General features: G+C 55.1%; 17 protein-coding genes. 11 read left to right on the forward strand and 6 right to left on the reverse strand.

Features of this window, described 5'->3' with window-relative positions; translation table 11 throughout:
* Positions 1-4 precede the first annotated feature (4 nt).
* Positions 5-136, forward strand: coding sequence for a hypothetical protein (locus tag C6Y32_RS15750; RefSeq protein ID WP_279386207.1), 132 nt, complete (start codon positions 5-7; stop codon positions 134-136).
* A 9-nt stretch (positions 137-145) separates the two neighbouring features.
* Positions 146-301 carry a hypothetical protein gene (locus C6Y32_RS15350; RefSeq protein ID WP_164998174.1) on the forward strand — a complete coding sequence of 52 codons (156 nt, stop codon included), beginning with the start codon at positions 146-148 and terminating at the stop codon, positions 299-301.
* Between the two features lie 467 nt (positions 302-768).
* Here C6Y32_RS15350 and C6Y32_RS07220 read toward each other — a convergent pair whose 3' ends face one another.
* The 4 genes from C6Y32_RS07220 to C6Y32_RS07235 form a co-directional block, all read right to left on the reverse strand.
* Positions 769-1,701 carry a carbohydrate kinase family protein gene (locus tag C6Y32_RS07220; protein ID WP_105204627.1) on the reverse strand — a complete coding sequence of 311 codons (933 nt, stop codon included), beginning with the start codon at positions 1,699-1,701 and terminating at the stop codon, positions 769-771.
* Positions 1,702-1,832: 131 nt separating this feature from the next.
* A complete protein-coding gene (locus tag C6Y32_RS07225; protein WP_105204628.1) occupies positions 1,833-2,849 on the reverse strand; it encodes an ADP-ribosylglycohydrolase family protein in 1,017 nt (338 codons plus the stop codon).
* 80 nt (positions 2,850-2,929) lie between these two features.
* Positions 2,930-3,856, reverse strand: coding sequence for a carbohydrate kinase family protein (locus C6Y32_RS07230; RefSeq protein WP_105204629.1), 927 nt, complete (start codon positions 3,854-3,856; stop codon positions 2,930-2,932).
* 133 nt (positions 3,857-3,989) lie between these two features.
* Complete coding sequence (locus C6Y32_RS07235; RefSeq protein WP_105204630.1) at positions 3,990-5,012, reverse strand: ADP-ribosylglycohydrolase family protein; 1,023 nt, start codon at positions 5,010-5,012, stop codon at positions 3,990-3,992.
* Between the two features lie 289 nt (positions 5,013-5,301).
* Between C6Y32_RS07235 and C6Y32_RS07240 the strand changes: the two genes are divergently transcribed.
* The 6 genes from C6Y32_RS07240 (at position 5,302) to C6Y32_RS07265 (ending at position 16,090) form a co-directional block, all read left to right on the forward strand.
* The gene (locus C6Y32_RS07240; protein WP_105204631.1) at positions 5,302-6,639 is read left to right on the forward strand and encodes an SPFH domain-containing protein; all 1,338 of its coding nucleotides are present in this window, start codon (positions 5,302-5,304) and stop codon (positions 6,637-6,639) included.
* Positions 6,640-6,716: 77 nt separating this feature from the next.
* Positions 6,717-7,832, forward strand: a complete 1,116-nt coding sequence (locus tag C6Y32_RS07245) for a TFIIB-type zinc ribbon-containing protein (protein WP_105204632.1) — start codon at positions 6,717-6,719, stop codon at positions 7,830-7,832.
* A complete protein-coding gene (locus C6Y32_RS07250; protein WP_105204633.1) occupies positions 7,829-9,082 on the forward strand; it encodes a TPM domain-containing protein in 1,254 nt (417 codons plus the stop codon). The genes C6Y32_RS07245 and C6Y32_RS07250 overlap by 4 nt, the downstream gene beginning before the upstream one ends.
* Before the next feature lie 388 nt (positions 9,083-9,470).
* Complete coding sequence (locus C6Y32_RS07255) at positions 9,471-12,179, forward strand: bifunctional metallophosphatase/5'-nucleotidase (RefSeq protein WP_164998175.1); 2,709 nt, start codon at positions 9,471-9,473, stop codon at positions 12,177-12,179.
* A 233-nt stretch (positions 12,180-12,412) separates the two neighbouring features.
* Complete coding sequence (locus C6Y32_RS07260; protein WP_105204635.1) at positions 12,413-15,583, forward strand: UvrD-helicase domain-containing protein; 3,171 nt, start codon at positions 12,413-12,415, stop codon at positions 15,581-15,583.
* Positions 15,584-15,604: 21 nt separating this feature from the next.
* Positions 15,605-16,090 (forward strand): PaaI family thioesterase, encoded by a 486-nt coding sequence (locus C6Y32_RS07265; protein WP_105204636.1) that lies wholly within the window; start codon positions 15,605-15,607, stop codon positions 16,088-16,090.
* 723 nt (positions 16,091-16,813) lie between these two features.
* Here the strand turns inward: C6Y32_RS07265 and C6Y32_RS07270 are convergent.
* Both C6Y32_RS07270 and ppdK read right to left on the reverse strand, forming a co-directional pair.
* A complete protein-coding gene (locus C6Y32_RS07270; RefSeq protein WP_105204637.1) occupies positions 16,814-17,185 on the reverse strand; it encodes a VOC family protein in 372 nt (123 codons plus the stop codon).
* Positions 17,186-17,504: 319 nt separating this feature from the next.
* On the reverse strand, positions 17,505-20,126 hold the full coding sequence (gene ppdK, locus C6Y32_RS07275) for a pyruvate, phosphate dikinase (RefSeq protein WP_105204638.1): 2,622 nt from the start codon (positions 20,124-20,126) through the stop codon (positions 17,505-17,507).
* A gap of 472 nt (positions 20,127-20,598) precedes the next feature.
* Here ppdK and glmU point away from each other — a divergent pair, with 472 nt between their 5' ends.
* The 3 genes from glmU (at position 20,599) to pth (ending at position 23,921) form a co-directional block, all read left to right on the forward strand.
* Entirely contained in the window at positions 20,599-22,011 is a 1,413-nt protein-coding gene (gene glmU / locus C6Y32_RS07280) for a bifunctional UDP-N-acetylglucosamine diphosphorylase/glucosamine-1-phosphate N-acetyltransferase GlmU (protein WP_105204639.1), read from the forward strand.
* 85 nt (positions 22,012-22,096) lie between these two features.
* Positions 22,097-23,050, forward strand: coding sequence for a ribose-phosphate diphosphokinase (locus C6Y32_RS07285; protein WP_105204640.1), 954 nt, complete (start codon positions 22,097-22,099; stop codon positions 23,048-23,050).
* 280 nt (positions 23,051-23,330) lie between these two features.
* Complete coding sequence (gene pth, locus C6Y32_RS07290) at positions 23,331-23,921, forward strand: aminoacyl-tRNA hydrolase (protein ID WP_243562601.1); 591 nt, start codon at positions 23,331-23,333, stop codon at positions 23,919-23,921.
* Positions 23,922-23,927 lie beyond the last annotated feature (6 nt).

A 23,927-nucleotide genomic window follows, 5' to 3' on the forward strand; every position in this document is an offset into this window, starting at 1 on the left:
CCGTATGACAGTAGAGTTCAGATCGCTGGCCCGCGGCGATTACCGTGCTGCGCAAGCGATGATCGTGCCGGGCGCACACCTGGACTGGTGCACCAAAAATGCAGTGGAGCTGTGGGTGTACAGCCGCTACTTCTGATGGCTGGAGATGACGCGCGCCACCAAGGCGATCGGTGTATACATCGACGAAAAGCTGGTGGGCGTACTGCTGGCGGATATAGAAGGGCAGCCAAAACTGGGAGTGCCGGTACTGTATGGGGTACTGGTAGAGGTAAAGGTGAAGGCGGTGTCGCTGCTGTTATAAGTGTTTTACAGCGGGCACGCAGACCTGTACGACACGGCGAACGAGGAGATGCTCCGATCCTTTCAAGAGCGCTGTACACCGCAGGGGGAGATCGGCTTTTTGCCGTTGACCCCGCACAATAGACAGTGGTATAGAAACGTTGCTGCTGCGTGCGTTAGAGCAAAAAGAGCAGGGGAATAAGATCCACCTCTTTACAGATTCGGGCTGTACATACCAGTTTTACGCGTACTGGGGATCTTGCCGGGCGGGGACGCGGGAGATCGTGCTGGGCCTGAGTGGCAGGAGCAGCAGCGCTCTTGTTACTTGTATCACAAGCAGCTGTGGGTAGATCTCATATAAACAGACAGATTTTAATAGGTATGACACCCGATATACAGCGAGACCGGGCGGAGCATCATAGCTCCGTCCGGTCTTTATGCATGTGGAATACTGTTTCGCTGTATGAGGTATTGTGGGGCACCGGGGAGTCAGACTCTGCCGTAGTGCTCTTTTACCAGCTGCTCAATGGTAGACAGATCGCAAATGCCGCCGCGGGGACCAAATACGGTGATGGCTCTGGCGGCTGCCGCATTGGCAAAACGCGCACAGTCATCCAGCGGATAGTCGTGCAGCATGCGGTAGACAAAGCTGGCGTTGAAGGTGTCACCAGCACCGGTAGTGTCGATCGGTTTGGTGGGGATACCGGCTACCCGATAGCTTTTTTCGGGGGTGTGTACTTCACAGCCGTCGGCACCCAAGGTAATAACGACGACCTCGACCCCGTAACCAAAGAGCGTTTGCAGGCACTCCTCTTTTGACTGCTGTTTGCGAAAAGCGTCGAACCCCTGATCGTTAAAAGAGAGCGTATTGGCGCGGGTGATGTAGGTGAGGTCGTTATCCTCCTCTACCAGACCCTCCACATCCAAAAACAGTTTACAGCCGTTGGCTTTGGCCTCATCTAAAACGGCAGGAGCATTTTCGATCTGCTGCAGTGTGCGGATAATGGTATAGATATAGGTGGCCCCATTTAACAGCTGCTGATGGCGGGGCGTTATGATGCGAGGCGCGCGCTTTGTATCTACCACGCACACCACTCGCTCACCTTCTTGGGTGACGATGATACATTTGGGGTCGGCCATCTGCTCGTCGAGCATGACGTAGTCGACGTTCATGCCCGATTTGCGGATCTCCTCCTTGATGTGGCGGCAGACCGGGCTGTCGCTCTGGGCGTCGATAAGATAGGTCTGGTGACCGTAGCCGGCCATCACTCCACCGGCGTTGGGCACCATCCCCCCCACCAGGCTCCCCTGGGGCACCAGCATCATCTTGTCTCCCATCTGGCCCCAGCGGTTGGTCTCGTAGTACTCGTCCATGCAGGCTTCGCCGATGAACACTACATAGCGGTCGTTTTTATCGCTCATAGATCTCTTGCCTCTCTTATGAAAAGAAGTATTGGGGTAAAAAGGGGCGCCTGCTCAAAAGATACCCGGCCCTGTGTATTGGGCCGGGTATCCCGGTAGCGGGCGCGCCCGCATACATGTGTAGGGTAAGTTTAGTCGATCAGCGCGTCAAGGGCTTTGGCGGTCCCCTCAAGATCGAACTTGTTGACCCGATCGATGGTGGTTAGGTAGTGAGCCGGCAGCGCATCGATACCGGCATAGGCACCGGCGATAGAACCGACGATGGTGGCCACAGTATCGGTGTCGTCGCCCATGTTGACAGCGGCCAGGATAGCCTCGACCGGATCGCCTTTGGCGGCAATGAGCAGGCCAAACGCCGCGGGCACTGCCTCGTTGGCGCGCAGGCCACAGCCGATGATGGCGGCGATCTCACGCATGGCATCCTCTAAGCTCTCGCTCTGCATGGCGATGGAGACGGCCAGCTTGATGCGCTTTTCGACCGAGGCGCCAGCCAGCCGCTTGCCGACTTTGCCGCCTTTTTCGTAGCCCACACGGGCGCCGTACAGGCCGGCCTCAACGATGCTAAACAGGTCGGCGTCGTCCTCCATGGCTTTGGCACAGGCGGCTGCTACCGCGCAGCCGGCAGACAGTGCGATATCGTTGCCGTGGGTGGGCATGCACATGGTGATGGCATCGTCGATGGCAGCATCCAGGTCGCCGGGATGGATGTAGCCGACCGCTTCGATCTTCATGGCCGAACCGTTAGAGGCCTTGGCGTTGTCGCAGGCCAAGAAGGGGTAGGGACCCTGTACCGGATGGCCCTGCAGGGCATAAACGGCAGCTTTGGTGGTGGGGCCGGCAAAGGCCTCAAAGTAGCGGGGGTCGGCCGCCCAGTCGAGCAGAGCATCAGAGGCGGTCTTGTCGTTGATGACGCCTTTGTTTTTGATGATGGCCAATGCGGTGTAATACGCAAGCGAGAAGTCGTCGCTGACAAGGCCGGCCTCGGCGCCGCGGGCAAAGGTGTCTTCCGGTGCCTGGCGGAAATCGCGTACAAAGCCGCCGAAATACTCTTTGATCAGGTCCATAGATCTGGTCTCGGTGACGGTGCCGATCGAATCAGCCGCAGCAGCCAGTGTGAGGCCGCCTAAAATTCTCTTATAACGCTCCATAATCGTGTTCCTCCTGAAATATTAAATATTACGGTTGTATGTGTAGCAGCCGTCGCCGGCTGCCCGTGCGCAAAACAGTTTTACTGTTGGCCATAAGACTGCATAAAGTCCTGTACGGTAGCCACATCAGTCACCCCGCCCTGGGGGCCAAGCTGAGTTACGGCCCGCGCCGCGGCGGCAGCGGCGAATACGGCCGCCTTTTTCAGGCACATGCCCTGCAGCAGCCCGTAGACAAAGCTGGCGTTGAAGGTGTCGCCAGCCCCGGTGGTGTCGATCGCCTTGACCGGAAAAGCGGGGTAGTCAAACAACATATCTTTAGAGTAGACGCTGCCGCCCTTACTGCCTTTGGTGATGACCACCAGCTTGGCGCCGTTTTCCAGCAGTGTCTTGCAGTAGATGAGCTCGTCTTTGCCGCCCGAGAGCACCTCGAAATCGTGGTCATTGACAAAGATGATATCGCACAGCGGCAGGTATTTCTGATGGATCTCGTCGGGCTGATAGCTCTCCATATCCACGCAGACCGTGGCCCCGCACGCCTTGGCTTTGGTGATGACTTCATAGCCGTTTTCAATGCCCTCGATCTGGTCGAGGGTGGTGTAGATATAGGCCGCTCCACAGAGCCCCTCGATCTGCTCAGGGGTGAAGGAAAAGCGCTCGTGCTCCTCGGGAATGCCCACAAAAATGGTGCGCTCGCCGTCGACCAGATAGATGTTGCAGACGCAGGCAGTATAATTTTTATCCTGCCGGTAATAGGCCATATCCACCCCGCCGGCTTTGAGCGTATCGAGTACGAACTGACCGTCGGGGGTGGTGTCGACCATGCCCATAAGATAGGTGTGGGCACCGTAACCGGCCAGCACATTGCAGGCGTTAGAGACCAGACCACCCACATATTTGCCAATGGGCCGGGCCACGATCTGCACGCCCAGTTTGGGCCAGTGGGGAAGCGTAAAGTAGTTGTCTACTCCGCCGCTGCCCACACAGATGACGTATTGTTCTTTTTGCATATAATAACCCTCACTTTCGTCTGTGTAGCGCGGGGTATGCCCCCGCTATGCACACAGAGTCAGTAACTGTCACCATTTTTAAAGTAGCCGCCTTTTTGCCGCTGCAACCAGACATTGGGGCAAAGCTCATCCACTATAAGAGCTCCTCTATCTGCCGGGCCAAACCGCGCAGATCAAATTTGTTTTTCTCCTCGATGAGGTCGAGGTAGCGTTCCGGCACACCGGCAGTGCCGGCATAAGTACCGGCGATACAGCCGGCGATGCAGGCGATAGTATCGGTGTCACCACCGATGTTGGCGCCGCCATATACCGTTTTCATCACGTCGCCCCCGGCAGATACGAACAGGCCAAAAGCGGCAGGTACCGCCTCAACGGTCATCAGGCCGTTGCCGATGATATCGCGTACCTCGCACATGCCTTTCTCCCAGTCGCCGCCGGCTTTCATACCGATAGAGGCCGCCAGCCAAATGCGCTTTTCGACCGAGGGGCCAGCTGCCTGATCGCCGACCTTACCGCCCAGTTCCATACCGCGGCGGGCGCCGTACAGGCCGGCTTCCACCATCTCGTAGATACCGGCAGCCGGGTCGAGCCCCTTGGCCACGGCGGCGGCTACGGCGCAGGCACCCGAGAGCGAGATATCACTGCGGTGAGTGGGCAGGCAGACGGTGATGGCATCGTCGATGGCCCGGTCGATATCGCCGCCGGAGAACAGACCCATGGGGCCGATCTTCATGGCCGCACCGTTGGTGGCTTTGCCGTTATCTGCCGCCGGAGTGATAGCGCCGGGCTTTTTCTCCACTTTTTTCCCCTTCATGGCCTCGATGGCAGCGCGGGTGGTGGGGCCGACATTATAGTCGAAGTACTCGGGGTACTCGCACCATTTGAGTAGTGCCTTCTGGGCGGCTTCGGTGGTGGCGTGGCCGCCGTTTTCAGCAATTGCCTGTGCGGTGAAATAGGCCAGCGAGAAGTCGTCGGTGACCATACCGGCAGCGGCGCCGTGGGCCCAGGTGTCGAGCGGCGAATCTAAAAACTCGGTCACATAGCCGCCAAAATCGCGCAGGATCATGGCGGTGGAGCGCTCCTCGGTGGGGGCACCCATACTGTCGCCCATAGCGCCACCTATCAGGTTGCCCAGTATCTTGTCGTACCTTGTCATTGTTACAAGACTCCTCTCTGCTCGCAGATGGGGCCGGCCACCCAGCCGGCCCAAACGCATTGTCTACCACCAGTATAGCACACCCCACCCGCAGCCGCATATGCACAGCTGTGCCACATTTGGGGTAGGGGTTGTCGGCAAAATCAACAAAATCAGCGGCCGAAAAAGTTTTATTTGACGAATACAAATCTATCGGAGCAGACGCATATCTGTGTTATAATGTGGATGTCTACAGATTTTTCGACGCCGAGCGACAGCTCGCGCGCATAAACGAAGGAGGAAACAGGCTATGGGCATTATTAAAGCAGCCATGAATGCCATCGGCGGCGGTTTAGCCGACCAGTGGTTAGAGGTATACGAGGCCTATGATATGGGCGATGATACCGTGATGTCGCCTGGTGTAAAGGTGCGTCAGGGCGACCGGAGAGACCAGAATTATAAAGGGACTGCCGACCTGATCTCCAACGGGTCCATCATCCAGGTGAACCAAAACCAGTTCATGCTGCTGGTAGATGGCGGCAAAGTAGTGGACTACACCGCTGAGCCCGGTTACTATAAGGTGGATAACTCCTCGGCTCCTTCGCTGTTTAACGGGCAGTTTGGCGAGGCGCTCAAAGAGACTTTTGAGCGGGTGAAGTTCGGCGGCGTGAGCCCCCTGCAGCAAAAGGTGTATTTCATCAACCTACAGGAGATCAAAAATATTGCCTTCGGCACCGTCAACCCCATCAATTATTTCGATAACTTCTATGGCGCCGAACTGTTTTTGCGGGCCCATGGATTCTTCTCTATCAAGATAACCGACCCACTCAAGTTCTACGCTGAGGCCATCCCCCGCAACGCCGCTAAAGTGGACATCACCGATATCCACAAGCTGTACCTGTCGGAGTTCCTCACCGCTCTGCAGACCTCCATCAACCAGATGTCGGCCGATGGGGAGCGCATCTCCTTTGTGGCCTCCAAGGGACAGCAGTTAGCCAATTACATGTCCACCGTGCTGGACGACGACTGGAACGAAAAGCGCGGTATGATCGTCGAGAGCGTGGGCATCAGCTCTATCTCGTACGATGAGGACTCGAAAAAACTCATCAATCAGCGCAATCAGGGCGCTATGCTCGCCGACGCCAGCATTCGTGAGGGCTATGTACAGGGAGCCATGGCCCGCGGTATGGAGGCTGCCGGCAGCAACTCCGCCGGTGCGGCGGCTGCCTTTATGGGTATGGGCATGGGGTCGCAGGTAGGCGGTGGCTTTGTGGGTGCTGCCTCGGCCTCCAACCAGGCACAGATGCAGCGCCAGCAGCCCGAGCCAGCTGCAGCTAGCGGGGCTGAACCGACTCCCTCCCCAGTTCCAACCCCAACACCAGCCCCAGCGGGTTGGACCTGCCCGGCCTGCGGTGAAAAAGATAATGGCGGAAAATTCTGTCAGAACTGCGGAGCCGCCAAGCCGGCTCCGGCGGCGGTGTGGACCTGCCCGGCCTGCGGACAACAGGAGAACAAGGGGAAATTCTGCTCGAATTGTGGCGCTAAACGGCCAGAGGGCCCAGAACCTGGTACGGTGTGCCCTGACTGCGGTTGGCAGGGAGAACAGCCAGTTAAATTCTGTCCGGAATGCGGTAAAAAGCTGCAGTAACTATAAATGGCGTAAAATGGGCGCCAGCCGAATGGCGGCTGGCGCCCATTTTGAGGAAAAGAGGAGGTGTATGCGCTGTGCAGACGGTCACCTATGACTGCCCCAATTGCGGGGCGGGACTCACCTTTAACAGCGACACCCAGAAGTTCGACTGTAAATTCTGCCTGAGCAGCTTTACAGTTGAGCAGATGGACGAGATCTATAAAAAGAAGAAAGAGGGGGAGGTGCCCGACCCTCTGGCCGACGAAGGCGAGACCGAGAGCGGCCAACCAGTGGTGGACGAGACCCCCAAAAGTGGCGGTGAAGAACAGGATTATGCCTCCCAGATGCGCGTGTGGAGCTGTAACAGCTGTGGGGCACAGATACTGGCAGATGAGAATACCGCCGCCACGTTTTGCCCCTATTGCCAAAACCCCACCGTTATACCCGGCCAGGTACAGGGCAAATTCGCGCCCAAACAGATCCTGCCTTTTCGGCTAAAGGCCGATGCCGCGCAGGATGCGCTACAACGCCTTTGTAAAAAGCGCCCACTGCTGCCTGGTGACTTTAAAAAGACACATCAAATAGAAAAACTCACCGGCATCTACACGCCGTTTTGGCTGTACGACTGTGCGGCCGACGCCTCACTGCAGGCCAGAGCTGAGCGGGTGCAGCACTGGTCAGATTCCAACTACCGCTACACCAAGACAGATGTGTATTCCATAATCCGCGGCGGTCAGCTGCAATTTGAAGATCTGCCGGTAGACGGTTCGAAAAAGATGGACAATGCGCTGATGGACGGTATGGAACCGTTTGATTTTGGTCAGCTCAAACCTTTCTCGATGGCCTATTTGTCGGGATACCTGGCCGAGCGCTACGATGAAGATGCCCAACAGCTGTATCCGCGGGTACGCGACCGGGTGACATCCACCAGCCAGCAGCTGCTCAAAGACACGATCATGGGCTATGCGGCGGTGCAGGTGTCCTCGGCCAATACCCAGATCAAGCAGATCCACGCCGACTACGTGATGCTGCCGGTGTGGATGCTCAACACCCGCTATAAAGGCGAGACCTACACATTTGCCATGAACGGCCAGACTGGTAAAATGGTAGGGCGGCTGCCCCTCAGTAAAAAGCGTATGCTGGCCTGGTTTGCCGGTGTCTCGGCGGTGGTATTTGGCCTGATCATGCTGGGGGGAGGGCTGCTTTTATGACAGATCAAAAAAAGCATAGCCCACAGCGGCTGGCAGCGGTGCTGCTGGCACTTGTGCTTGTGGTCATGGCAGTCTTGCCGGCCAGCGCCGCCATGCAGACAGACTATGCCGGTATTTATGATGACGCCGGCCTGTTTGTGGATAGCGAGCTACAGCAGCTCTCGCAGCAGTCGGGGGAGCTTTCGGCCCGATACGGTACCGATATCGTTGTCGTCACCACCGGAGATAAGGGCGACCAGGACCAGTACGACTTTGTACAGGCACTGTACCAAAACAACGGTCTGGGTAGGGGAGACACCCGAAGTGCACTGTTTTTGCTGCTGGATATGCAGGAATACAAGGTCTATCTGCACTCGGTGGGGGCAGTGAACAACTACCTCACTAATGATGATCTGGATACTCTGACCCGCGATATCGTAGAGGCTATCGATGAAGATAACTATCTGGCAGGTAGCCAATTGTTTTTTGATCGGGCAAAGCAGCTGTTGGCGCCGATGGATACCGGCAACATCGGGGGAAACTTGTTTGGCGGCGCTCAAGACACCGGATATCAGAAGATATACGATTACGCTGAGTTGCTGGATGATGAACAGGAAAAAGAGCTGTCGCAGGCGGCGGTAGAAATCGCCGACCAATACCAGATAGACATCGCCGTGCTGACTATTGATGATAATCAGGGCAAGTCGTCGATGGCATTCGCCGATGACTTTTACGACTATAATGGTCTGGGCTGCGGTGAAACAGGCGATGGACTGATCCTGCTGATGGATATGGACGCGCGCAAAATCTGGATATCGACCAAAGGCAAAGCCATCGAGCTGTTCAGCGATCGCAATATCGATGATATCCTCGACGTGATCACCCCCAAAATGAGCGATGACGACTATTACAAAGCGGCCGACAAGTTCCTCTCGATGAGTGCTTACTGCATCGAGCATGAAGGTAAGCGGGTGAGCTCACAGTTTACTCCCGGCTTTATTTTGCTGGCTCTGGGCATCTCTTTGGGCGTGGGTGGCATTACCATATGGGTGATGTATGCCGGGCATAAAAATATTGCCGGTGGCGGCGGTACAGCTGGCCGGCGCGGCGCACAGAGCATGCAGCTATATATCAAAGAAGACCGTTTTGTGAGCACACACACCAGCCGTACCGCCATACCAAAAGATAGTGGAGGTCACAGCGGCGGGGGGTCATCGACACATACCAGCTCTAGTGGCAGCAGCCACGGTGGCGGTGGCCGCAGTTTTTAAAGACTTAAAGTAGAGTGCATCTATTTGCATAAATATCAGTTTAAAAAGACCCGCTCGATCAGCGGGCCTTTTTTTGTACCGGTTGGAGCTGTCGAAGAAAAGCACATTGTGTAAACAGTAAGTGAGAATAATTGCCAAAATTGAAGAGATGCTATTGGCCATACATCCAAAATTGAAAGACTAATTGTGTAAAATTTATGTAAAGTATTGACAGAGATGCTTTAAAACCTATAATGAAAACAGAATTTGTAACTTTTCGTTCATATTTATTTTTGTAGATAAGAGGCAAAAAGAGCAGGCCCTTTTTGCAAGACCTGCCCAAAAATATGAAGAGAATGTACCCTGGATGAATGTGAACGAAAACGTACACTTAATAAGGAGGATGTACATGAAAACCTTTAAACGGCTCATATCGATGGTCGTGACGGTGGCTATGGTCTTCAGCTTGGTACTGCCGAATGTCTCGGCGGCGCTCCCGAGTGGCGGCCAGACTGCTACAGTAACCATTTTCCACACCAACGATATGCACGGGGCCATCGGCAGCGATGGCAAGAGCTCAGTCGGCATGGATATGATCGCTGGCATAAAAGCGAACACACCCAATTCCCTATTAGTGGATGCCGGTGACTTCTCACAGGGCAACTTTGACGTATCGCACGACAATGGCGCCACTGCAGTAAAAATGATGAAGTTGGCCGGATACGATGCGGCGGCAATGGGCAACCACGAGTTTGACTATGCGCTGCAGGACCTGTACAATAACATCTCGCTGGCCGCCGACACTTCAAATGGCCAGCACGGTTTCCCTGTTCTGGCGGCAAACGTAAAGGGTTTGGGCACCACCTTGCAGCCCTATTTTACCAAAGAACTGGATAATGGCGTTAAGGTCGGTGTATTTGGCATTCTGACCCCGTCGACTGCCGTGACGGCCAACCCCGCCAAACTCTCGGGCATCACGTTTGAAGATGTGGGCGATGTCGCCAATGAGATGGCGAAGACCTTGCGCACGGAGCAGGGCTGTGACGTTGTTATCTGTCTATCCCATTGTGGCTATGACGAAGCTGCCGGCGATTCCTCTTACGATATCGCCAACGCCGCCACCGACGAGACTGAAAAGATAGACGTCATCATCGACGGCCACGCTCACCAGGTGATGTTGGGCGACAGCAGCAAAAAGGTCGGTACCTACCAGACACTCATCGCCTCTACCGGCACCAAACTGGCCTACCTGGGCAAAGTTGAGCTGACGATAGACAGCACCGGTGTCACCAGCGCCGTATCCACCGGTTTGGATTACGCCGCCATGAACACCTATTCCGATGCGGCGGTAAAAGCTGCCATCGATGCACTGGATGCCGAGATGGACCCCATACTCAATAAGGTCGTGGGCAAGAGCAAATCTAACCTTTGGGGCGGCAATGTGGGTATGCCCAACAAGGTGAGCATCGCCCGTCGCGGCGAGACCAATATGGGCTCTCTGGTGGCCGATGCCCGCAGATGGCAAGCCATGCAGAATATGCCTACTGAGACCAGTGCCGGCACACCTTTTGTAGTGTTGCAGGGCGGCGGCGGCATACGCGATTCCATCCCCGCCGGCGACATCACCCAACGGCAAATACTGACGGTCCTGCCCTTTGGCGGTTCTGACGTGTGCGTAGAAGTCACACCGAAACTGTTTTATGAGGTCATTGAGGCGGGCCTGAGCGCTATGACCGGCCAAGATACCACCACCGGTGCTCTTTCGGCTGACGGCAATGTGCATGGCCGTTTCCCGCAGGCCTCCGGCTTTAGATACACCTACAATGTAAACGGCACTGCCAGTGACGTAAACAACAAGATCATGGGCAACCGTTTAAAAGAGATCTACCTGGTAAAAGACGATGGTACGGAAGTACTGCTGGACAGGAACGACACCACTACCAAGATGATCTTGGTCTGCAGCGAGTACGAGATCGGCGGCGGCGACGGCTATTACATGCTGGGCAATACCAATAAAGTGGCCGAGCTCAATTCCTCCGATGTGGCACTGGTAGACTATATCAAATACCTGATGAGCCTGCCCGGCAATGAAGACGGCATTACCGTGCCGGTGGATTCTGGCCGCATCAAATTGGTAGATTCTCTCTACACCGCTGATTCTTTTGAGGCCACCATCATCGTAAAGGAAAATGATGCAGCGGTGGCGGACCGTGAATTTGAAGTGTACTCTGATGGCGAGTATGTGGGCAATGCAAAGACCAATGCCGCTGGAGAGCTGCATATCAATTTGAAAAATGGCCCGCAGGAAGTAACGATCCGCTCGATCGATACAAGAATCACCTCGGAAGTCGCCTATATCGACAACATTGCCGGACTGCTCATCAATACCACATCCGGCGAGTTCTCCACCCCGCTGCCGCAGGCAGTGACCGATGTAGAGAACGCTATCACCGCACTGCCCGATGAGATCAAGTCGGATAGCGATGTGGAGAAAGTGATCGATATCCTATTGGCTATTGGCGAACTCAGCGACGAGGACTTCGACCGCGTGAGTTCTGATGCATTGCTCAAACTAGACGGTGCTATCGCAAAGGTAGCTAACTACAACCACACTGCGGACAACGTCACTGTTTCTGGCGACAATCTGCCCTGGTACGTAAAGGTGACCGTCGCCCCCAGAGACGGCGGTGAAGACTCTGTAGCTGGTCTGCTGAAAGGCATCCCGGAGGGTAAGATGCTGGCCGATATCTACGAGATCAAACTGTTTGATATGCTCAGTGATCAAGAGTTCCAGCCCGAGGGACCGGTCAACGTCACTATCGTCTCGAAAGGTGTCCAAGACGTGCTAAAAGGCATCCAAGTCGCGCACCTGAAAGCCGATGGCTCGGTAGAACTGCTGGATGCCGCTGTTGAGGGTGATGCAGTCAGCATCACCACCTCCTCTTTCTCAGTCTTCGGTATCGTGGGCGAGAAGGTAGAGTCTGGCAAAAACGATAAACCAGATAACAAGAATGACTCTGCCAACACCGGTGACGATTTTGCCGTGGCGACAGTAGTTACCTTTACTGCTCTAGCCGGAGTGGCATTTGTTGCCCTGCGTAAGAAAAAAGAGAACTAGAGGTACACGGTCGTTCTAGATAAGAGCAAAAAAAGAGTGCCATTCGGCGCTCTTTTTTTGCCGTATCAGCAGTACAAAAGAGACATGACTCGCTATCAAAACTACAGAAAATAGGCAAAAAACTAGTTTTTTTGACACTGTTTGCAGTATAATAGAGGAGATCACTTGTCAGAGCTATCCACTGATGGTAGGCGGGCCGATAGAGCCCTACAGAAGAATAAGGAGAATACGCTTTGTATATAGCAGACCTGCACATCCACTCAAAATATTCTCGGGCCACCAGTAAAGACTGCGATGCCCCCCACCTGGATCAGTGGGCACGCCGCAAAGGTATTCAAGTAGTGGGTACCGGTGATTTTACACACCAGGCCTGGCGGCAGGAGCTGCGCGAACGGTTGCAGCCGGCTGAGGAGGGTTTCTATACACTGCGCCCGGAATACCGCATACCCGACCAGGTCGCTGGGCAGGTATGCGACCCGCGCTTTGTGGTGACCGGAGAGATAAGCTGTATCTATAAAAAAGACGGGCGCACAAGAAAAGTGCACAATGTGATATTGCTCCCCAGCCTGGAAGCGGCAGATGAGCTAGCCCGCCGGCTGGAGGCAGTGGGCAATATCCACTCGGACGGTCGGCCTATTCTGGGCCTGGATAGTCGTGACCTGCTGGAATTGACGCTGGAGAGCTGCCCGGAGGCAGTATTTGTACCCGCCCATATCTGGACCCCACATTTTTCAATGTTTGGCGCCTTCTCCGGTTTTGAGACGGTGGAACAGTGCTTTGGCGATCTGAGCGGGCACATCCACGCGCTGGAGACGGGTCTCTCCTCCGACCCGCCCATGAACTGGCAGGTATCGAGTATTGATGGATACACACTGATCTCGAATTCCGATGCCCACTCACCAGCTAAGTTGGGGCGCGAGGCAAATCTGTTAGATACAGAGCTCTCTTACCCGGCGATGGCAGCAGCGATCTGCACTGGGGAGGGATTTGCCGGGACGCTGGAATTTTTCCCCGAAGAGGGAAAATATCATCTGGATGGCCACCGGAACTGCGATCTGTGCATCGAGCCGGCCGAGACGGTATGGCTGGGCGGTCGCTGTCCGGTGTGTGGAAAAAAGATCACGGTAGGCGTGCAGCACCGGGTAGAGGAATTGGCTGACCGGGCACTTGGTACGGTGCGGCCGGGCGCAAAACCTTATGAGAGCATCGTCCCACTGCCAGAGATCATCGCCGCCTCGACGGGAGTTTCGGCAACTAGCAAAAAGGTGCAGAGAACCTATATAGAGCTGTTGTGGCAACTGGGGCCGGAGTTTTTTATTCTGCGGCAGCTGGACACAGCGGAGGTCGAAAAGGTAGCCGGCCCGGCTATTGCAGAAGGTATTGCCCGACTGCGCCGTGGTGAAGTACAGCGTACCCCCGGTTATGACGGCGCTTACGGTAAAATACAGCTGTTTGATGAACAGGAGCTGGAACTGCTCAACGGCCAGATGACGCTGTTGGTACCAGAAAAGAAAAAGAAAGCACCTCAAAAGCGCGAGACATTGCCGCTGACAGGTGGCAGCTCAGATAAGCAGCCAGCAGAGCCAGAGGAGAAGCGGCGTTTATCAACAGGCCCACTGGATGGCCTAAACGCCGAGCAGCTAGAAGCTGCTACCGCCACAGATCCGGTAATAGCAGTCATTGCTGGTCCGGGTACGGGTAAGACCAAGACACTGGTAGCCCGAATCGCACATCTGATCGAGCAAGGTGTTTCGCCCGCAAACATTACGGCAGTCACCTTTACTAATCAGGCGGCAACTGAGATGCGCCAGCGTTTAGAGGTTATGTTGGGCGGTAAGTCAGCACTGCGCGGTCTGACGGTGGGGACCTTTCACAGCATTTGCTTAAAGCTGTTGGGAAAGGTACAGCTGCTCAATGATGCGGCGGCAGCGGAGATCGCCGCTCAACTGATTCAGGAGTATGGGCGCAAAGAACGGCCTAAGAAATTATTACAGACTATTTCGGCGGCCAAAAATAGTCGACAGACCGGCGAGTTGGACGATATCGTGGCTGCATATGACCAAAAGTTACAAGTGTACGGCCTGACTGACCTGGATGATCTGTTGTTGCGCGCACTGCAAAAAGGACCGGGACGATCGGCCCGATTCACCCATCTGCTGGTAGACGAGTTTCAGGATATCAATCCGGTTCAATTTGATCTGGTGCAGTGCTGGGCGGCAAATAGCCAGAGCTTGTTTGCTATCGGCGATCCTGACCAGGCGATCTACGGATTTCGCGGGGCAGATGCCCACTGCTTTGAGCGGCTGTCTGCCGGCGACCGACCGGTACGTACAGTGGTGTTGCGACAAAATTATCGCAGCACGCCGCAGGTACTCGACTGCGCCCGCGCCGTGATCGATCACAATCCGGGCGAGCCGCGACTTCTGCTGCCCCATCTGCCAGAAGGAGAACCGGTGGAATACGTGCAGTCAGCCACCGATTTTTCTGAAGGGGTGGCTATTGCCAAGGAAATCGCCCGCCTGTCCGGCGGTGTAGACATGTTGGCTGCTCAAGATATGGAACAGCCAGAACGTGTCTATGCCTTTGGTGAGATAGCAGTGTTGGCGCGCACACACCACCAATTAGATCTGATCGAACATTGTCTGCGCCACGATGACATCCCCTGTATCGTCACCGGGCGAGAAAATTATTTAGAACAGCCAGAGGTACAAGGTGTGCTGGCCCTTTTTAGCTGGTTGTGTCAGCCGGCTGATCGTCCGGCACTGGGTGCGGCACTGCGGGTGCTGTGGAACTGCCCAGAAGACCTGGTACAGTCAGTGTGTCGGCAGTGTGGTGAGATGGGGGAACTAGAGATAGAAGACCTACAGCGGACCTTCGGTCAACAGCCGCTGCTCGCCTCTTGGTTGACCGCAGTGGAGAGTTATCTACCCCACTTAAAAGATAAGCCGCTAAAGCTTTTACAACAATGGACCGACAACCAGCCGGAGCAGACGGCAGGCCTGCAAAAGCTGCTGGGAGCCGCAGCTTTTTACAAAACGCTGCCAGAGATGTTGCAGGCGCTGATCTTGGGTCAGGAAGGCGATTTGCGCCGCCGCAGTGGTAAAGTCGGATCCGGTGGAGCAGTGCGGTTGATGACCCTGCACGGTGCCAAGGGATTGGAGTTTGCGGCGGTAATACTAGCGGGGCTTTCTAAAGGGAATTTGCCCCTGGAACGCGGTGGCGAAGTGGATGACCTGGAAGAGGAACGGCGGCTGTTTTATGTGGGGATTACCCGAGCTAAGGAGCACCTGATGCTGACGGGAGCTGACAAGAGCAGCCTTTTTGTGGCTGAGCTGCCGGCAGAGGTGCGCATGATACAGCGCCGCCGCCCGGCACCCCGGGTACAACAGCTGCGCTTTTTCTAAGAGCTACCGGAGGTCAAAAAAATGAGAGTGAGGGAAAAGCAGGCCAACAGTCGTATGTGCGTGATCTGCGGGATGGATAATCCACTCGGTGTACAGGCACCGTTTTACGTAATGGAAGACGACTCGGTAATGACACGCTTTTGCTACCGCCCCGAACATCAGAGCTACCCCGGCCGGGTACACGGAGGTATGATCACAGCTATGCTCGATGAGTTGGGTTTCCGCGCCTACTGGGTGGTAGAGCCGGAGGTGTTGGCAGTTACCATGACGTTGCAGACCAAATACCGCAAACCAGTACCCTACGGGGTGCCGCTGCTGGGACAGGGTTCTATAGAGATGGCCAACTCACGATTTGTGAAGAGCCACGCCGAGATACGAGACTTAGATGGGGAAGTACTGGCCGAAGCCGAGATGAAGTATATCAAGTTGCCGAGTGCGGCAGTGACCGACGCTGACTTTCACGAGGAGATGTGCTATCCGTTGATAGATGATGTGTGGGAGCTATAAATATTCTTGCTGTATTCCTTTCATATTCCAGAAAACAGTGCAAAGATAACGGCGTCTACTGGTCAATTGAGAGGAAGACGCAGGGATGTTATCTCCGGTGTGATCTGCTACTTTAACAGGCCTAATCTAAATATAATTGTAAACAATTTTAGTACAAAACGGGAGTATGCAGATTATTATAGGTTGGCCGTCAAGTGTTTTCCTATCTACTGATATACGCCCACTGTCTTGGAAAATACCCGTACAAAATGTACGTATTTTAACAAAATAGAAACAGAAGTCCTATATGCTCTATATACTTGTAGGTATAGATGCTTGTACGAGCGCATACAGAAGGAACAAAGGCAGTCGTCGATGGACACGAACCGGATATAAACCCCGATTTTTCACAACACAGAATATTTAATGTCGAGAGACTGCGCTTTTATCATCAGCAATTACTATCTTGCCATTGGTTATCTGGAGCATCGAATCCCCACTTTCTGAACTGCTGCCAGCAGATATGGGTAGAAAGAGATACTTCAGTACTTTTTAGTCAGGAGGGGTCTAGGGCCGCTACACGCTCAAGTGCTAAAGAAGGCATTGGTGCAGATCAAGACAAAAATGCAATAGTAGGGGCGAATTCCTGAGTTAAATACTTATAATATAAAAGTGGCGCTATATTTATATAGCGCCACTTTTTGCTTATCAGTAGATTTATAAGCAGCTATAACTGCTCGCTGCTCAATCTGCCAGGCAGAGACAGAGCGGATGACCGGCAGGGTCGAACATGGTGACGAAATGATCTCCGCCAAATTGAGCGGTAGCCTTAATAGCCCCCAACTGCTCTGCTTTAGCTACAGCTGCCGCCACATCGGGCACCAGAAAGTCAAAGTGCAGCTGTTTTTGCTGCTTATCAGGTTCCTCTGGCCAGACAGGAGCTACATAGTCTTCCTCCTGAACAAAAAGAAACATCACGCCGTTTTTGCTGACCACTGCCGGATGTCCAAACATCTCACTGCGAGACCAGCCCAGCAATTCCTGGTAAAACGTGCAGAGTTTCTGTTCATCTGGGCAATCCACCACAATATCGGCTAGTTTGATCTGATCAGCCATTGAGATCCCTCCTATTCGTTAGACAAGTAGAACAATTTTACAATCTTACCATACTACTTGCTGCAGGTAGAAACAAGAGATCTCATATACTTTTTACAGATTGTACAGGAATTGCTGCCTCGATACCGTGCATCTGCCGATAATACTGGTATGCAAAAAAGAGTGAGACAGTGTTGAGCACAAATGCAGGGTACAGAAAGAATGGTTTAGTATAAATAAAAAGGCACCCGACGTTTAAAACGGCGGGTGCTTTTTATTCACTTAGATAAACCTAGACAGAGTTCTTCGGTGCCAGGCACCGGCGCCCTGGTTAAAAAACTTAGTCTTTCAGCGCAGCCTGAGCGGCGGCCAATCTGGCGATGGGCACGCGGAAAGGCGAGCAGGAGACATAGTCCAGGCCGGCGCGGTGGCAGAACTCGACCGACGTCGGATCACCGCCGTGCTCGCCGCAGATGCCCAGGTGGATGTCAGGTCTGGTCTGGCGGCCCAGTTTGGCGGCCATCTCTACCAGCTTGCCAACACCTTTCTGGTCCAGGTGAGCAAACGGGTCGGACTCGTAGACTTTGTTGTCGTAGTAGTAATCCAGGAACTTGCCGGCGTCGTCACGGCTAAAGCCGAAGGTCATCTGGGTGAGGTCGTTGGTACCGAAACTGAAGAACTCGGCCTCGGTGGCGATCTCGTCGGCAGTCAGAGCAGCGCGGGGGATCTCGATCATGGTGCCGACTTCGTACTCGAGGTCGATACCCGACTCGGCGATCAGCTTGTCAGCGGTGGCAACGACCACGTCTTTGACAAACTTCAGCTCTTTGACCTCGCCGACCAGCGGGATCATGATCTGGGGTTTTACCGAGAATTTGCCTTTCTTGGTGACGTTGATGGCCGCTTTGATGACGGCAGTGGTCTGCATCTCGGCGATCTCGGGATAGGAGACAGCCAGGCGGCAGCCGCGGTGACCCATCATGGGGTTAAACTCGTGCAGAGAGGCGATAACGGTCTTGAGCTTCTCAACGGTGATGCCCAGCTCGTCGGCGATCTCTTTGATGTCCTCTTCCTTGGTGGGCAGGAACTCATGCAGCGGGGGATCGAGGAAACGAATGGTTACCGGGTCGCCCTCCATCACTTCGTACAGCGCCTCGAAGTCACCCTGCTGATAGGGCTCGATTTTGGCCAGCGCTTTTTTGCGGTCCTCGGTGTTCTCGGCCACGATCATCTCGCGCATGGCTTTGATACGGGTCTCCTCGAAGAACATGTGCTCGGTACGGCACAGGCCAATACCCTGTGCGCCGAAAGCGCGGCCCTGCTTGGCGTCGCGCGGATTGTCGGCGTTGGCCAGCACTTTGAGCTTGCGCACAGCATCGGCCCAAGCCATGAAACGGCTGAAGTCGCCGGAGATAGCAGCGGGGCTGGTGGGGATGGCGCCGTAGTAGATGTTACCGGTAGAGCCATCAATGGAGATGAAGTCGCCCTCTTTGATGGTCTTGCCACCCAGGGTAAACTCTTTGGCTTCCTCGTTCATGACGATCTCGCCGCAGCCGGATACACAGCAGGTACCCATGCCACGGGCAACAACAGCAGCGTGGGAGGTCATACCGCCGCGAACGGTCAGGATACCCTCGGCTACGTTCATGCCCTCGATATCCTCAGGAGAGGTCTCGCGACGAACCAGAACGATCTTCTCACCGCGGTCGGCCCACTCTTTGGCGTCCTCAGCGGTAAAGACGACTTTGCCACAGGCAGCGCCCGGAGAAGCGGCCAGACCTTTGCCGATGAGCTCGGCTTTTTTCAGCTCGGCAGCGTCGAACTGGGGATGCAGCAGAGAATCCAGCTGTTTGGGCTCAACGCGCAGGACAGCTTCGTTCTCAGAGATCATGCCTTCGTCGACCAGGTCGACAGCGATCTTCAGAGCGGCAGCGGCGGTGCGTTTGCCGTTTCTGGTCTGCAGCATGAACAGCTGACCATTCTCGATGGTAAACTCCATGTCCTGCATGTCGCGGTAATGTTTCTCCAGTCGGTCGGCGATAGCGGCAAACTGGTCGTACACCTCGGGCATATCCTCTTTCAGGTGAGAGATGGGGAACGGAGTGCGTACGCCGGCGACCACGTCTTCGCCCTGAGCGTTGATCAGGTACTCGCCGAACAGCGCTTTCTCGCCGGTGGCGGGGTTGCGGGTAAAGGCAACGCCGGTACCGGAGTTGTCGCCGGAGTTACCGAATACCATCATCTGTACGTTGACAGCGGTGCCCCAGTCGTAGGGGATCTCATTCATGCGGCGGTAGACATTGGCGCGGGGGTTGTCCCAAGAGCGGAACACGGCTTTAACGGCCTCCATCAGCTGGACCTTGGGGTCAGCGGGGAAGTCGGTGCCTTTCTTCTCTTTGTAGAAAGCTTTGAAACGGACGACCAGGTCTTTCATGTCGTCGGCATCCAGCTCGGTATCCTGAACGACACCGCGCTCCTCTTTCTTCTGGTCGATGATCTTCTCGAACTCGGGTTTGGGCAGTTCCATGACCACGTCAGAGAACATCTGGATGAAGCGGCGATAGGAATCGTAGGCGAAACGGGGGTTGTTCGTGAACTTGGCAAAGCCCTCGACCACCTCGTCGTTGAGGCCCAGGTTGAGGATGGTGTCCATCATGCCGGGCATAGAAGCTCTGGCGCCGGAGCGGACAGAGACCAGCAGCGGGTTCTCGGGGTCGCCGAATTTTTTGCCGACCAGTTTCTCAAAATCAGCCAGATTGGCGAAGATCTCGTTCTGGATATCCTCGTTGATCTGTTTGCCGTCTTTGTAGTACTGGGTGCAGGCCTCGGTGGTGACGGTGAAGCCCTGGGGCACCGGCATGCCCAGGTTGGTCATCTCGGCCAGGTTGGCACCTTTGCCGCCCAAGAGCTCGCGCATAGTGCCGTTGCCCTCGGAAAATTTGTACACAAATTTTGTGCTCACAAATATCTACCTCCTGATATTTTTACATCCACACAAACAGACAGCAAAATACCCATGCAGATATCTCCTCGCAAGCGGATTTCTCGCGGGGTTAAAATCTGCACAGAGTGCGTCGCTGATTGTTCATATGCTTTAGACCCTTTGTCTATGCCTATCATTATAACAAATGGGACCTCTATTTGCTATACCCAAATTGATTTGGCGGGCAAATATTGTGTAGTTTCCATATATTTTCCCCAGCAAATCAAAAAGGACTTGCAAAAAAGTTTTAAAATTGTAATAATTATATATACAAACTGGGTCGGACGTCTGCCTATTTCACAAAAAATTGTTGTTTTCGCGGGTGCAGTGCGCCCGCTTTTGGGCTGTTTTAGGTCGTGAAAAGAGATCGGGCAGACCGCGAGCAGATGTTCTGGCTCACCGCCATGAGAGATAGCGCCTTATCGGCGCGTTTTGTGTGGGAGGAAAAGTAATGGAGCAAACCATCAGCGCAGTGGTGCTGGCTGCCGGCGAAGGCAAACGCATGCGCTCGAAAAAACCCAAGGTGCTCTGCGAGGTGCTTTTTAAGCCGATGATCAACTGGGTCGTCGATGCGCTGCGCGAGGCCGATATACAGGACATATGTGCCGTGGTGGGCAACGGCAGCCAGCAGGTCATCGACGTGTTGGGTGACGATGTGACCACGGTGCTGCAAAAAGAGAGACTGGGAACAGGGCATGCTGTGATGCAGGGGAGAGTATTTTTATCTTCGCGTACCAATGGGCATACCCTGATTTTATGTGGAGACGCCCCTTTTATCGACGCCGACACCATCCGCCGCTCGCTTCGGGCGCACGTGCAGAGCGGCGACGCAGTCACTGTGATCACTGCCGAGCTGAGCGACCCCACCGGCTATGGCCGCATCGTAAAAGGGAGCGATGGCAAGATAGCGGCAATTGTGGAGCAAAAAGACGCCACCCCTGAGCAGCTGCTTATAAAAGAGGTCAATTCCGGCGCTTTCTGGTTTAAGACCGGCGACCTGTTAGAGGTGCTCGACAGCTTAAAAAATGACAATGCCCAGGGCGAGTACTACCTGACTGACTCGGTGGCGCTGCTCATCGAGATGGGCCGCGGGGCCGGGAGCTTTGCCGCCGCCAGCGATGATGTGGTGCTGGGGGCCAACGATCGGCGCAGCCTGTACAAACTCAACCAGATCGCCCGGCAGCGGGTCATCGAGCGGATGATGGACGAGGGGGTAGAGTTTGTCAGCTGTGACGGCGTAGTGCTGTCGCCCGACTGCCAGATCGGCCCCGATACCAAAGTGCTGCCTGGGACCATCGTCAAAGGTCGCTCGGTCATCGGTGGCGGCTGCATCGTCGGCCCCAACTCGCTCATCGACGATTCGGTCATCGGCGACGACAGCATCATCAACAGCACCCATATGCAAAATGCCACTGTGGGCAGCGGGGTGCGCATGGGCCCGTTCGTGCAGCTGCGGCCCAATTCGCATATTGGCGACATGGCTAAGGTGGGTAACTTTGTAGAGGTGAAAAACTCCACCGTGGGCGAAAAGACCAGCATCGCCCACCTGACTTATGTGGGCGACAGTGATGTGGGCGACCGGGTCAACTTCGGCTGCGGCTGCGTCACCGTCAATTACGACGGGTCTAATAAGTTTCGCACCACCATCGAGAGCGACTCATTTATCGGCTGCAACACCAACCTGGTGGCGCCGGTAAAGGTGGGGCAGGGGGCCTATACCGCCGCCGGCTCTACCATCACTGAGGACGTGCCCGCCGGCTCGCTGGCTATCGAGCGCGGATACCAGAAAAATATCGAGGGGTGGGCCAGCAAAAAGCTTGCGGCCCGCATCAAGAAACAGCGGGCCCAAAAAGAGGAGAAGTAGCCGGCCGCTATCAAAAAGGGGAGAAACGGCGGACCGTGTCCCGCCGGATAAGGGATAGACTTGATTTTAAGATAGGGGAAAAATTATGAACATACACGGGAAAGACATCAAGATTTTTACCGCGAACTCCAACCCCAAAGTGGCCGGAGAGATCGCCGAGTATCTGGGGCTGCCGGTGGGCAAATCCGACGTAGGGCAGTTTTCTGACGGCGAGATCTCGGTGGCAATCCACGAGTCGGTCCGCGGCTCAGACGTCTTTGTAGTGCAGTCTACCTGTGCGCCGGTCAACCGCCACCTGATGGAGATGCTCATCATGATCGACGCCTTTAAACGGGCCTCGGCCGGCCGGGTGACGGCGGTCATCCCCTACTTTGGCTACGCCAGGCAGGACCGCAAGTCCAAGGCCCGCGACCCCATCTCGGCCAAGCTGGTGGCCGACCTGATCACCGCCGCCGGCGCCGACCGGGTGCTGACCATGGACCTGCACGCCGCTCAGCTGCAGGGCTTCTTCGACATCCCGGTAGATCACCTGCTGGGCGTGCCTCTGCTGGCCCCGTACTTTGAAAAGAAGTTTGCCGGCGCCGACGACGTGGTGGTAGTGTCGCCCGATTTCGGCTCGGTGACCCGTGCCCGTAACTTCGCCCAGAAACTGGATTTCCCCATCGCCATTGTCGACAAGCGCCGCCAGAAGGCCAATGTGTCGGAAGTGATGAATATCATCGGCGACGTGAAAGACAAGCGCATCATCTTGGTCGACGACATGATCGACACCGCCGGCACCTTATGTAACGGCGCCAAAGCGCTGATCGAGAAAGGCGCCAAAGAGGTATACGCCTGCGCCACCCATGCGGTGCTCTCCGGTCCAGCCATCGAGCGCATCAAAGAGAGCCCCATCAAAGAGCTGGTGTTTTTAGATACCGTCCCGCTGCCCAAAGAAAAGCAGCTGGACAAGATCAAAGTGCTGCCGGTGGCCCCCGTATTTGCCGAGGCCATCGCCCGTATCTACTCAGACAAACCAGTGTCGACGCTGTTTGTCTGAGTGCAGTGCCGCCGGGCCAGCTCGGCTGAGGCACCCAGCGCAGAAGACGGGCGGCATACAGGTGTACATAGCAATTGGCGGGGCGGTGTTTTTCACCGGTCCGCCAATAGGCGTTTCGCCGCTTTTTGGCAAATTTTTGCGCGGCACCGTGACACAATGAGCTGAAAGAGCAGTGTCATACTTAAACCGGGCTTACCCAATGGGCAGCGCGGCGATAAAATTTGCCCGCATATAAACCAGCTAAACGCCCCCAGATGGGGAAGTAGGAGGGACTTTTATCGTGGCACTGTTTTCGCGGCCCCAATTTGACCTGTGTGTGGTGGGCCTTGGCAACCCCGGACCCAAATATCAATATACCCGGCACAACACCGGCTTTATACTGATGGAGAAGATAGCCGATCAACTGGGAGTCAAGATCGATCGGGCCCGTTTTCAGGGCAAATGTGGCAGCGCGCAGATAAACGGAAAAAAGGTGCTGCTGTTAATGCCTCAGACCTTTATGAACCTCTCGGGCCACAGCGTGCTGGAGGCCTGCAACTACTATCAGATCCCACCGGAAAAAGTGCTGGTCATCTTTGATGATATCTCGCTGGAGATAGGCAAGATGCGCATCCGGCGTAAGGGATCGCACGGCGGGCACAACGGTATCCGCGATATCAGTTACTGCCTGGACAGCGAGGCGTTTCCGCGTATCAAGGTGGGTATCGGCAAAAAGCCCGACCCCCGCTACGACCTGGCCGACTGGGTGCTCTCCCGCTTTACCGAGAGCGAGCGCCGCCGCATCGAGGAATTGGCCGAGCCCTGCCTGGACACCGTACAGCTGGTGTTGCAGGACAATATCGGCGAGGCCATGAACCGCTACAACAGCTAGAGGCGC

Source organism: Neobittarella massiliensis (ex Bilen et al. 2018) (assembly GCF_900289145.1).
GTDB classification, from domain to species: Bacteria; Bacillota; Clostridia; order Oscillospirales; family Ruminococcaceae; genus Neobittarella; species Neobittarella massiliensis.

What these genes read in the sequence shown, in the direction of transcription:
- C6Y32_RS07265 (WP_105204636.1), top strand. Translation starts at nt 15,605, where the DNA reads ATGAGAGTGAGGGAAAAGCAGGCCAACAGTCGTATGTGCGTGATCTGC.
- C6Y32_RS07240 (WP_105204631.1), top strand. Translation starts at nt 5,302, where the DNA reads ATGGGCATTATTAAAGCAGCCATGAATGCCATCGGCGGCGGTTTAGCC.
- C6Y32_RS07230 (WP_105204629.1), bottom strand. Translation starts at nt 3,856, where the DNA reads ATGCAAAAAGAACAATACGTCATCTGTGTGGGCAGCGGCGGAGTAGAC.
- C6Y32_RS07235 (WP_105204630.1), bottom strand. Translation starts at nt 5,012, where the DNA reads ATGACAAGGTACGACAAGATACTGGGCAACCTGATAGGTGGCGCTATG.
- C6Y32_RS15350 (WP_164998174.1), top strand. Translation starts at nt 146, where the DNA reads ATGACGCGCGCCACCAAGGCGATCGGTGTATACATCGACGAAAAGCTG.
- C6Y32_RS07285 (WP_105204640.1), top strand. Translation starts at nt 22,097, where the DNA reads ATGAACATACACGGGAAAGACATCAAGATTTTTACCGCGAACTCCAAC.
- C6Y32_RS07250 (WP_105204633.1), top strand. Translation starts at nt 7,829, where the DNA reads ATGACAGATCAAAAAAAGCATAGCCCACAGCGGCTGGCAGCGGTGCTG.
- C6Y32_RS15750 (WP_279386207.1), top strand. Translation starts at nt 5, where the DNA reads ATGACAGTAGAGTTCAGATCGCTGGCCCGCGGCGATTACCGTGCTGCG.
- glmU (WP_105204639.1), top strand. Translation starts at nt 20,599, where the DNA reads ATGGAGCAAACCATCAGCGCAGTGGTGCTGGCTGCCGGCGAAGGCAAA.
- C6Y32_RS07225 (WP_105204628.1), bottom strand. Translation starts at nt 2,849, where the DNA reads ATGGAGCGTTATAAGAGAATTTTAGGCGGCCTCACACTGGCTGCTGCG.
- C6Y32_RS07220 (WP_105204627.1), bottom strand. Translation starts at nt 1,701, where the DNA reads ATGAGCGATAAAAACGACCGCTATGTAGTGTTCATCGGCGAAGCCTGC.
- C6Y32_RS07255 (WP_164998175.1), top strand. Translation starts at nt 9,471, where the DNA reads ATGAAAACCTTTAAACGGCTCATATCGATGGTCGTGACGGTGGCTATG.
- C6Y32_RS07270 (WP_105204637.1), bottom strand. Translation starts at nt 17,185, where the DNA reads ATGGCTGATCAGATCAAACTAGCCGATATTGTGGTGGATTGCCCAGAT.